Origin of the sequence: Mesorhizobium sp. M7D.F.Ca.US.004.01.2.1, assembly GCF_003997785.1 — a bacterium.
Lineage (GTDB): Bacteria > Pseudomonadota > Alphaproteobacteria > Rhizobiales > Rhizobiaceae > Mesorhizobium > Mesorhizobium loti.
Map to the genome: position 1 here is coordinate 1 of NZ_RZRQ01000226.1, position 9,837 is coordinate 9,837.

At 63.3% G+C, this 9,837-nt stretch carries 10 protein-coding genes; 6 read left to right on the forward strand and 4 right to left on the reverse strand.

Translation table 11 applies throughout. From position 1 onward, the window contains the following. Nucleotides 1-31 precede the first annotated feature (31 nt). From EN993_RS24860 to EN993_RS24875, 4 genes are all read right to left on the reverse strand, one after another. Entirely contained in the window at nucleotides 32-991 is a 960-nt protein-coding gene (locus tag EN993_RS24860) for a branched-chain amino acid ABC transporter permease (protein ID WP_245468958.1), read from the reverse strand. Then, entirely contained in the window at nucleotides 991-1,902 is a 912-nt protein-coding gene (locus EN993_RS24865) for a branched-chain amino acid ABC transporter permease (protein WP_109660147.1), read from the reverse strand. The genes EN993_RS24860 and EN993_RS24865 overlap by 1 nt, the downstream gene beginning before the upstream one ends. Nucleotides 1,903-2,019: 117 nt before the next feature. Further along, entirely contained in the window at nucleotides 2,020-3,129 is a 1,110-nt protein-coding gene (locus tag EN993_RS24870) for a branched-chain amino acid ABC transporter substrate-binding protein (RefSeq protein WP_127265081.1), read from the reverse strand. A gap of 149 nt (nucleotides 3,130-3,278) precedes the next feature. Further along, entirely contained in the window at nucleotides 3,279-3,914 is a 636-nt protein-coding gene (locus EN993_RS24875; RefSeq protein WP_109660144.1) for an RraA family protein, read from the reverse strand. 242 nt (nucleotides 3,915-4,156) lie between these two features. Here EN993_RS24875 and EN993_RS24880 point away from each other — a divergent pair, with 242 nt between their 5' ends. The 6 genes from EN993_RS24880 to EN993_RS24905 all read left to right on the forward strand — a co-directional run. Further along, nucleotides 4,157-4,933: an SDR family oxidoreductase gene (locus EN993_RS24880; protein WP_164548750.1), complete on the forward strand. Its 777-nt coding sequence runs from the start codon at nucleotides 4,157-4,159 to the stop codon at nucleotides 4,931-4,933. A gap of 6 nt (nucleotides 4,934-4,939) precedes the next feature. Further along, nucleotides 4,940-5,602 (forward strand): 5-oxoprolinase subunit PxpB, encoded by a 663-nt coding sequence (gene pxpB / locus EN993_RS24885; RefSeq protein WP_127265082.1) that lies wholly within the window; start codon nucleotides 4,940-4,942, stop codon nucleotides 5,600-5,602. Then, the gene (locus tag EN993_RS24890) at nucleotides 5,599-6,579 is read left to right on the forward strand and encodes a biotin-dependent carboxyltransferase family protein (RefSeq protein ID WP_127265083.1); all 981 of its coding nucleotides are present in this window, start codon (nucleotides 5,599-5,601) and stop codon (nucleotides 6,577-6,579) included. Before pxpB ends, EN993_RS24890 begins: the two co-directional genes overlap by 4 nt. Continuing rightward, nucleotides 6,576-7,739 carry an epoxide hydrolase family protein gene (locus EN993_RS24895; protein WP_127265084.1) on the forward strand — a complete coding sequence of 388 codons (1,164 nt, stop codon included), beginning with the start codon at nucleotides 6,576-6,578 and terminating at the stop codon, nucleotides 7,737-7,739. The genes EN993_RS24890 and EN993_RS24895 overlap by 4 nt, the downstream gene beginning before the upstream one ends. Before the next feature lie 41 nt (nucleotides 7,740-7,780). Beyond that, nucleotides 7,781-8,809, forward strand: coding sequence for an Ldh family oxidoreductase (locus EN993_RS24900; RefSeq protein ID WP_127265086.1), 1,029 nt, complete (start codon nucleotides 7,781-7,783; stop codon nucleotides 8,807-8,809). Nucleotides 8,810-8,862: 53 nt separating this feature from the next. After that, nucleotides 8,863-9,837 (forward strand): proline racemase family protein (locus EN993_RS24905; protein ID WP_127265085.1); only part of this gene is annotated, 975 nt, incomplete at its 3' end.

Below are 9,837 nucleotides of genomic sequence, written 5' to 3' on the forward strand. Positions count from 1 at the left end.
CCCAGATCGCGGACTTCCAGCAGCGCCATGGTCAGACTCGCTTGTCCGGCCAGAGCCCGTTCGGCCTGAAGAGCATGATTGCCAGCAGCGCAACCGCGGTCACCAGGGGACGATAGGTGCCCGCCCCGCGCAGCACCTCCGGAAGCAGGGCCACGAGAACTGCACCGAGCACAACGCCGGGAATGCGGCCCATGCCACCCAGCACGACGCCAAGCAGGATGAGAAGCGATTGGTTGAAGGTAAAACTCTCCGGCGAGATGGCCGTCATCTTGGCCGCGTAGAGGCATCCGGCCACGGAAGCGATCACCGCGCCCATCATGTAGGCCTGCAGCTTGGCCGTGACACGGTTGATGCCGATACCGGCGGCGGCGTCCTCATCATAGCGAACGTAGAACCAGGCTCGTCCCATTCGTGACCGCTCGACGCTCAGGCAGACGAAGGCGGTGAGCAGCGCGAGCACCAGGAACGCATAGTAGAAGTGCTGCACCTGCATCAGCTTGAAGCCGAAGATCTCCGGCCGCTCGATGCCGATAAGGCCGCTGGCGCCGCCGGTGATGTCGAGGTTGCGGGCGATGATGCGCACGATCTCGCCGAAGCCCAGCGTCACGATCGCCAGATAGTCGCTGCGCAGCCTCAAGGTCGGAGCGCCGATGATGATGCCGGCCACGCAGGCTGCCGCCATGGCGACCGGGATGGTGAGCCAGAAATTGAAGCCGAACTCCGCGGTCAGGATGCCTGATGTGTAGGCGCCCACCGCGAAGAAGGCGGCGTAGCCGAGATCGAGCAGACCCGCATAGCCGACGACAATGTTGAGCCCGAGGCACAGAACGACATAGAGCAGCGCCGTGGTTGCCACCTCAGTCATATAGGCGTTGGCGAATTGCGGCAACACCAGCGCGCAGGCGAGTGCCGCCAGGCCAGGCAGCACAACGGACCAGCGCATCAGTCGCGGTTGCGCGGTGGCCGGCATGGTCCTCACTTCGTCGGTCATCACACCCGCTCCACCACCGAGCGACCAAGAAGGCCGGTCGGCTTGAACACAAGGAACAGGATCAGGGTCCCGAACACGAAGACGTCACGCCACTCCGATCCGACGAAGGGCAAGGACGAACCGAAAGCCTCGAGCAGGCCGAGCAGCAAGCCGCCAAGCATGGCGCCCGGCACGCTGCCGATCCCGCCTATGACCGCGGCGGTGAAGGCCTTGAGCCCCATGATGAAGCCCATGAAGAAATGGACACTGCCATAATAGGCGCCGGCCATGACCCCGCCGCCGGCGGCGAGCGCCGAACCCATGAAAAAGGTCAAGGCGATCACCCGGTCGACATCGATGCCCATCAGGCGGCTTGCCCCCATATCGATGGACACCGCGCGCATCGCCTTGCCGTACATGGTGCGTGAGACAAAGGCCTGCATCCCTGCCATAAGAGCGATGGAGGCGGCCACCAGCACCATCTGCGTGTAGGTGATGTGAACGGTGGAAATGTCGACACCGGCAAAACCGAGATCCGTGTTGAAGGCGTAATGCCGCCCGCCCGTCAGGGCGAGTGCCGTACCGTTCAGCACCATCGACGCACCGAGCGCCGTGATCAGGATGGAGAGGCGCGGCGCATTGCGCATCGGCCGATAGGCGAAGCGTTCGATGACGACGCCGAGCAAGCCGACAACCAACATCGAAACCAGCAGGGCGCAGACCACGCCCAGCCAGCCGTTGCCAACCCATATGCCGACGAAGGAAAACACGATGAGGCCAACGAAGGCGCCGTTCATGTAGATGTCGCCATGGGCGAAATTCAGGAGCTTGATGACGCCGAACACCATGCTGTAGCCAAGCGCGATCAGGGCATAGAACGAGCCGACGATAAGACCGTTCACCAGTTGCTGAATAAGCAGGTCGAGCGTCATTGATGCTCCGGGGGCAGAATTGAAAAAGTCTTGCCTGGGCGCAGCGTCGGCGCCAGACAATCGGCGGTGACGCCGAGGCCGCCACAAGGCCTGCCTCGGCGTCAATCTGGTTCGCCTTTATTCGACAGCCACCCACTTGCCGCCCTTGGCGATCACCGGGCGGAAATTTGACGTCTGGAGCGTGTTCTTGTCGGTAAACTTGATTTCACCGGCAAGGCCCTTGAAGTCGCTTGCCTTGAGCGCTTCGATGATCGCCTTTTGATCCACCGACTTGGCCCGCGTGATCGCATCGGCGATCAAGTCGCCCACATCGTGGGAGAGCGCCGCATAGGCGCCGGCATCGCGGCCATAGGTTTCCTTGTACTTGGCCTTGAAGTCGGCCGCGCCGGACAGGAGGTCGACGGTGGGCGGGGACAACAGGTACACGCCCTCACCGGCCGAACCGGCGATTTCCAGATATTCCGGCGAATTGTTGCCGTCGCCCAGCACAATGCCGCCCTGGAAACCGGCCTGCCGAAGCTGCTTGGTGAGCAATGCGCCACCGGCATGATAGGCGGTCCAGAAGACAGCGTCGGCGCCGCTTGATTTGATCTTGGTGACGACCGCCGAATAATCCTGCTCGCCGGCTGTGGTGGTCTCCTTGGCGGCAATTTCGCCGCCTGCGCTCTTGAAGGCTTCGGCGGTCAGCTTGGCCAGGTCGGACGAATAGGCATCGCCTTCGTCCACGACCGCGATCTTCTTGAAGCCGTTCTTCTTGAAGAGTTCGACGGCCGTCGTCGCCTGCATGTCGCCGGTCGAATTGGCGAGGAAGGCATTGCCCTGATTGGCAGCGACCAGCTTGGTCGAATTCGCTCCGATGATGACGAATGGGATGCCGGCGTCACCGTAGATCTTCAACGTCGGCAAGACGGCGCCCGAACAGTAGCCGCCGACGATGGCAGTCACGCCTTCCGAGACAAGCTTGCTGCCTGCGGTCACCGCCTGCTGCGGATCGCAGGCGTCATCGGCGGTCGTGGTGGTGATCTTGTCGCCGTTGACGCCGCCTTTGGCGTTGACGGCATCGATCGCCATCTTCACGGCATTCTCCATATCCTGCCCTTCACTGGCCAGTTGGCCAGTCATGGGAGCCACGATGCCGATCTTGATGTCGGCAGCCGCGGCCATCGTGGTCAGAGCCAGCCCGGCAAGGGCGGTGGCACAAGCGAGCCTCTTGAAGGAAACAACCATTAATTCTCTCCATTTTCCCCTGTTGGCGCATCCAGGCGGCGTGCCTGAAATGCATTGTTTCGCCCCTCGGTTAGCTGCGGAGCGGTTATGTTGAGCAAGATCGCCAGCCGGCCACGCGATTTGTCACCGGCAAGGACTGACCCGGCAGATCAGTGACTGCCGCCGGAGGCCCGGGCATACGCCCCCTGGTAGCGGTTCTCCCGGATGCTCTGCATGATGTCGGCCTCGCGGCTTTCCTGCGCCAGGACGGCGGCCAGCAAGGCCGCGGCACCGTCGATTGGAAATGCCACGACGCCATCCTCGTCGCCCACGACGATGTCACCTGGACCGACGACCATGCCGCCTATGCAGACGGGAACATTAATGGCTCCCGGACCATCCTTGTACGGCCCGAGATGGATGGCCGACCGCGCGAAGCATGGAAACGGACTGCGGCCGATGGCACCGGCATCGCGGATGGCGCCGTCGATGACAATGCCTGCGGCGCCGCGCGACGCCGCGACACTTGTCATGATTTCGCCGACCAGCGCGCGGCCCTCATAGCCACCGCCATCGACGACGATGACGTCTCCGGGCTGCAACAGATCGAGCGCACGATGGATGAACTGGTTGTCGCCGGGACGGGTCCTGACCGTCAGCGCCCTCCCCGCCATGACGCCGCTCACCCGATGAAATGGCCGCAACCCGACAGCTCCGGGGACACGAGCGAGATTGTCGCTGATCAGTGGCGTCGCAAGAGCGCGGAACGCGTCTATCAGTTCGCTTCCCTGAGGTGCATCTGCCATCTCCCGTTCTCCCACTGTCGGTCCTCTTTTGTGAATATAGTATCCAATCACAATTAATTCGGCAGTGTCAACCGACTTGCGGATAGTCCTCTGAAAAAAGCAAAGACTGCCCAAAACCGCTGCGTGCCGGCCTAGTGCAGTCATCCGGCAGCCATTCATCCGGGCTTGCAATGGCGTCGAAGTTTAAGATAAGTTGGATAACATATCCATAAGCGTCGAAAATCGTAAAAGGGATTTGGATCGTGAAGCACGCAGGAAAAGTCGTGATCGTTACCGGGGCGGCACAAGGCCTGGGCCTTGCCTGCGCCGAGCGCTTTCATGCCGATGGCGCCAAGGTTGTGCTTGTCGACGTGCAGGCCGATCGCGGGCGCGAGCATGCCGAACGTCTTGGCGAGCGCGCCGTCTGGCTGTCCGCCGACCTTTCCGAAATCAGCAGGGACATGGCCGACGGCATCATTGCCAAGGCCATGCAAAGCTTCGGCGGTGTCGACGTGCTCATCAACAATGCCGGCATCATCCATCTGGACGATTTCGTCGACTTCCCCGAGGAAGCCTTCGACCTGGTTCAGCGCGTCAATCTCAAGGCGCCCTTCCTTCTCGGGCAGGCCGCGGCAAGAGCCATGATCGCGCAGGGACGCGGCGGCTCGATCATCAACATGTCGTCGATCAACGCCATTCTGGCCATTCCCAATTCGGTCGCCTATGCCGTGTCCAAGGGTGGCATCAAGCAGTTGACGGCGGTGATGGCCGTCGGATTGATCCCGCATAACATCCGCGTCAACGCCATCGGCCCCGGCACTATCCTGACCGACATGGTCAAGAGTTCCGTCATGGCCAGCGAAGCGCAGCGCCAGACCATCCTGTCGCGCACGCCGAGCGGCCGCTGTGGCGAACCTTCGGAGATCGCCAGTGTCGCTTCCTTCCTGGCCAGCGACGACGCCTCCTACATTGTCGGCCAAACCATCTATCCGGATGGCGGTCGCCTGATCCTGAACTATACGGTGCCGGTGAAGGACTGACCGCCCGTGGTTGCAGGTACGCCCAACATCAGTCTCGCGGGATCAGGCGCGCTGCTGCTTGATGGCGCGCAGGGGGCTTTCAATGATGCCACCCAGGAACTGGTCTGGGCGGTAGCGAATGCCGCGCTGAGCCTCAAGGGGGTGCGCGAGACCGTTCCCGGCATGAACAACCTGCTGGTGGTATTTGACCCGCTCGCTACGGACGCCCACAGCGTCGGCGGTCAGCTGATGTCGCTCTGGGCCGCCACCGATGCCCACGCGGTGACCGGCACGCATCATACCATTCCCGTCAGCTATGGCGGCGCGCGCGGCGAGGATCTCGCCAGCTGGGCCGCGCATTGCGGCATGTCTGTCGACGAGACCGTCAGGTGCCACGCGGCGGCCACCTACACCGTCGCCGCCATCGGCGCCATGCCGGGCTTTCCCTATCTGTCCGGTCTCGACCCGCGGCTGGCGTGGGCACGGCGCAGCACGCCTCGCCTCAAAGTCGCCGAGGGCGCCGTTATCATCGGCGGCGCGCAGGCGGGTATCATGCCGATGACAGCACCATCCGGATGGCACATCATCGGCCATACGGACGTGACGCTGTTCAAGGCCGGAGCGGAATTGCCCGTGCTGCTCAGGCCTGGAGACACGATCCGCTTCGCAATCGCAGGGATCGCGGCATGATCGAGATCCTCACCACCGGCCTGCCGAACACCGTCCAGGATCTCGGCCGGCCCGGCCATCTGGCGCTGGGGGTGAGCCATGGCGGCGCCATGGACACCCAGGCGCTGGCGATCGCCAATCTCATGCTGGGCAATGATCCCTCGGCTGCCGGGATCGAGGTCGCGCTTCATCCGTTCCGGCTGCGCGCGCATATCGACACCGCGGTCGCCATCACCGGCGCGGACTGCGCCGTCAGCGTCGGCGACCGGCCCTGCCCGCCCTGGTGGGCCATGGCGATCCGCGCCGGCGAGACCCTTATCCTCGAAGCGCCGCGCATCGGTGCCCGTTCCTACATCGCTTTCGCCGGCGGGCTCGATCTGCCGCCAGTCATGGGGTCGCGCTCGACGGATGTGAAAGGCAGTTTCGGCGGGCTCGCCGGACGCGGCCTGTCCCGCGGCGACCGGCTTGCGCTCAACCCTGCGCAATGCGGCCTTCCTGCGGGCGGGTTTGGCGCAGCGCTGGAGGAGCGGCGCGGCGCGGCGGACGGCGCGGCCTGCGCAATCGAATTGCGGGTTCTGCCGGCCGCCGAATTCGACGCCTTCACGCCGGAGGCCCAGGCGGCTTTCACCGGCAGCGAATGGAACATCACCAACGACGCCAACCGCATGGGATATCGCCTTTTCGGAGAGACGCTTTCCCTCCTCTCACCGCTGGAATTGCTCTCCCACGGCATCGTGCCGGGCACCGTCCAGGTGCCGCCGTCCGGCCAGCCGATCATCCAGCTTGCCGATGCCAACACGTGCGGCGGCTATCCGAAGATCGCTACGGTGATCGAAGCCGACCTCTGGCGGCTGGCGCAAGCGCCGGTCGGCGCGCACCTGCGTTTCTCAGCGGTCTCGATCGAAGCGTCGACGGAAGCGCTTCGCGCCAACCGGCAGCGACGTCGCGACTTTATCGCCGCCCGGAACCTCATCGTCGGCAAGCAGAGGGCCCCATGAAAATTCGCCCCTTCACGATCGAGATTGCCCAATCTGAAATCGACGATTTGAAGAAGCGCATCTCGAACTGGCGCGAGCCGGACCAATTGCAGGCGATAGGCTGGGCGCAGGGAACGGAATACGAAGAACTGCGGCTACTTATGCAGCACTGGCGCTCCGGCTTCGACTGGCGCAAGCAGGAAGCCGCCTGGAACATCCATCCGCACTACCAGACGGAAATCGGTGGCGAAACCATCCATTTCATCCATGCGCGCGCCGCTGTTGCGACCGGCAGAACGGTCATACTCACACATGGCTGGCCAGGCAGCGTCTTCGAATTTCACAGGCTGATCCCGCTTCTGACCGACCCGCTTTCGCATGGCGGAAGACAGGAGGACGCCTTCAATGTCGTGGCCCCGTCGATTCCCGGTTATGGCTTTTCGAGCCGGCCGACCAAGCCTGGTCTCAACCTGTTCACAATTGCCGACCTGTGGGCCGAGTTGATGAGCCGTCTCGGCTACAAACGATATCTCGCCCAGGGCGGGGATCTGGGCGCCGGCGTGTCGACCTGTCTGGCACACGCGCATCCCGACAGTCTCGCCGGGGTGCATCTCAATTTCATCCCCGGCTCATTCTCCCCTCCTCACGATGCAGGCCCGGACGGTGACTTGACATCGGAAGAACGCGCCTTCCTGGAACGGAAAGCCGGATGGGCGGATCTTCATGGCGCCTATGCTCATATTCAAGCGACGCGTCCGCAAACGCTTGCCTACGGGCTGACGGATTCGCCGGTCGGACTGGCAGCCTGGATGATCGAAAAACTCCGAGACTGGAGCGATTGCGACGGCGATCTGGCCAACGCCGCTTTTTCGCGCGACGACATGCTCGCCAACATCTCGCTCTACTGGTTCACCCGGACCGTCGCTTCGTCGATGCGCCTCTATTGGGAAACGCGCGCCCGCCCGCTTGCCTTCGCGCCCGGCACGGCGATCTACGTTCCGTTTGCGGTGGCGTTGTTTCCCAAAGAGCTGCCGATGCCGCCCAGGAGCTGGGTCGAACGCGTCTTCAAGGACATCCGCCAGTGGACAGCGATGCCGCGCGGTGGTCATTTCGCAGCCCTCGAGCAGCCCGCTTTGCTTGCACAGGATCTAAGAGCCTTTGCCAGTGGTCTGGATTTTTAACGGCACCTGCGTTTGCGCACAGCCATACCCGAAGGCCAGAAATGACCAACACCACGATCACTATCGATGCCCTGCATGAGCGCGTCGGTGCAATTTTCCGCAAGGCCGGACTGAACCCCATCCAAGCCAGCGCCATCACACGGGTCATCGTCGCGGCGGAACGCGACGCCTGCAAGTCGCATGGTATCTACCGGATCGAAGGCGCCCTGAGGACGATCAAGGCCGGAAAGGTGGAGCCGAACGCGGTGCCCGAGTTGTTGCCTCAAGACGCTCCCGCCCTCGTCAAAGTGGATGCGAAGCACGGTTTCGCCAACCCGGCCTTCGAACTGGGCCTGCCGGTGCTGGTCGAGCGGGCGCGCTCGTGCGGCATTGCCGCGCTCGCGATCAACGATGCGGTGCATTTTTCCGCCCTTTGGGTGGAGGTCGAAGCCTTGACCCAGGCAGGCCTTGCCGGCCTCGCCATGTGCCCGAGCTATGCCACAGTTGCTCCGACCGGCGGCAACGGACCGTTGCTGGGCACCAATCCTTTTGCCTTTGGCTGGCCGCGCGACGGACAGCCTTACGTTTTCGACTTCGCGACCTCGGTTGCCGCGCGCGGCGAGATCGAGCTGCACCGCCGGGCAGGCAAGAAGCTGCCGGAAGGCTGGGCCATGGATTCTGACGGCAGGCCAACGACCGATCCCGAAGCTGCCCTGGCGGGCGCCATGCTTCCCTTCGGCGGTCACAAGGGCTCCGCCATCGCGACGATGATCGAGCTTCTCGCCGGGATCATGATCGGCGACCTGACCAGCCCCGAAGCGCTCGATCTGCTCGGCACCACGACGCTTTATCCATCGCATGGAGAGCTGATCATCGCTTTCTCGCCACAGACTTTTTCCGCCGGCCGCCCCAGCAATCCGCTCGGCCGTGCTGAAGTCCTGTTCGAGGCGATCCTTGGCCAGGGCGCGCGCCTGCCTTCGCAGCGACGATTCATTGCCCGAGCAGCATCGGAGAGTGGCGGCATCAGCCTCTCGGCCCAGGAGATCGAACAGCTCGACCGTTTTCTCGAGCAAGGGCTGGACGGCGTTTGAAGCCATTCGTTCGCCTCGCTCAGGTTTAGTCATCAAGGGGAAAGGGAGAAAAAATGCGCTGGTCAAGAACATTCACGGTCGTCGGCTGCCATGCCGAGGGAGAGGTCGGCAATGTGATCACCGGCGGCGTCATGGACGTGCCCGGCAAGACCATGTTCGAGAAGAAGGAATATCTCCAGGAGCATATGGACGACATACGGGGGCTCGTTCTCTTCGAACCGCGCGGCGCGCCCTACGTCAACGCCAACATCATCCTGCCACCCTGTGATCGCTCCGCCGACCTCGGCTATGTGATCCTCGAAAGCACCGAATACCCGCCCATGTCTGGCTCCAACACCATCTGCGTCGCCACCGTGGCGCTGGAGACGGGTATGGTGCCGATGAAGGAACCCGAGACGCGACTGCGCATGGAGGCGCCGGCCGGCATGATCGAGGTGCGCTGCCTCTGCGAGAACGGCAAGGTGAAGCAGGTGGAGTTCACCAACGTGCCGGCTTTCACGTTCCACCTCGACACACATGTCGAAGTCGAGGGGCTCGGCATGATCACCGTCGACACCTCCTATGGCGGCATGACTTTCGCCCATGTCAATGCGCGCGCACTCGGTTTCGCTGTCAAACCCGACGAGGCCCACCAGATGTCGCTGATGGGCCAACGCATCAAGAAGGCGGTCAACGAGCAGCTCGAGGTCGTGCATCCGGAGAACGCGAAGATCCGCGACGTGTCCAACGTGATTTTCGAAGGCCCGATCGAGCGCATCGACGGGCGCGTGGAAAGCATCAACGGCACGGTGTGCCTGCATGGCAGGCTCGACCGCTCGCCGACCGGCACCGGCACCACCGGGCGGCTGGCAGTGATGTCTGCGAAAGGGCAGATCGCCAAGGGTGAGCTGTTCCGCAACAAGTCGATCATCGGGACCCATTTCGATTCCCGCGTGATCGCCAATGCGCGCGTCGGCGAGCGCGACGCCGTCGTGGTCACCATCGCCGGGCAGGCCTGGATCACCAGCATCGGCCAGTATGGCCTTGAC

Coding starts and splice junctions, on each gene's coding strand:
- EN993_RS24895 (WP_127265084.1), top strand. CDS start 6,576: ATGAAAATTCGCCCCTTCACGATCGAGATTGCCCAATCTGAAATCGAC.
- EN993_RS24875 (WP_109660144.1), bottom strand. CDS start 3,914: ATGGCAGATGCACCTCAGGGAAGCGAACTGATAGACGCGTTCCGCGCT.
- EN993_RS24900 (WP_127265086.1), top strand. CDS start 7,781: ATGACCAACACCACGATCACTATCGATGCCCTGCATGAGCGCGTCGGT.
- EN993_RS24860 (WP_245468958.1), bottom strand. CDS start 991: ATGACCGACGAAGTGAGGACCATGCCGGCCACCGCGCAACCGCGACTG.
- EN993_RS24865 (WP_109660147.1), bottom strand. CDS start 1,902: ATGACGCTCGACCTGCTTATTCAGCAACTGGTGAACGGTCTTATCGTC.
- EN993_RS24870 (WP_127265081.1), bottom strand. CDS start 3,129: ATGGTTGTTTCCTTCAAGAGGCTCGCTTGTGCCACCGCCCTTGCCGGG.
- EN993_RS24890 (WP_127265083.1), top strand. CDS start 5,599: ATGATCGAGATCCTCACCACCGGCCTGCCGAACACCGTCCAGGATCTC.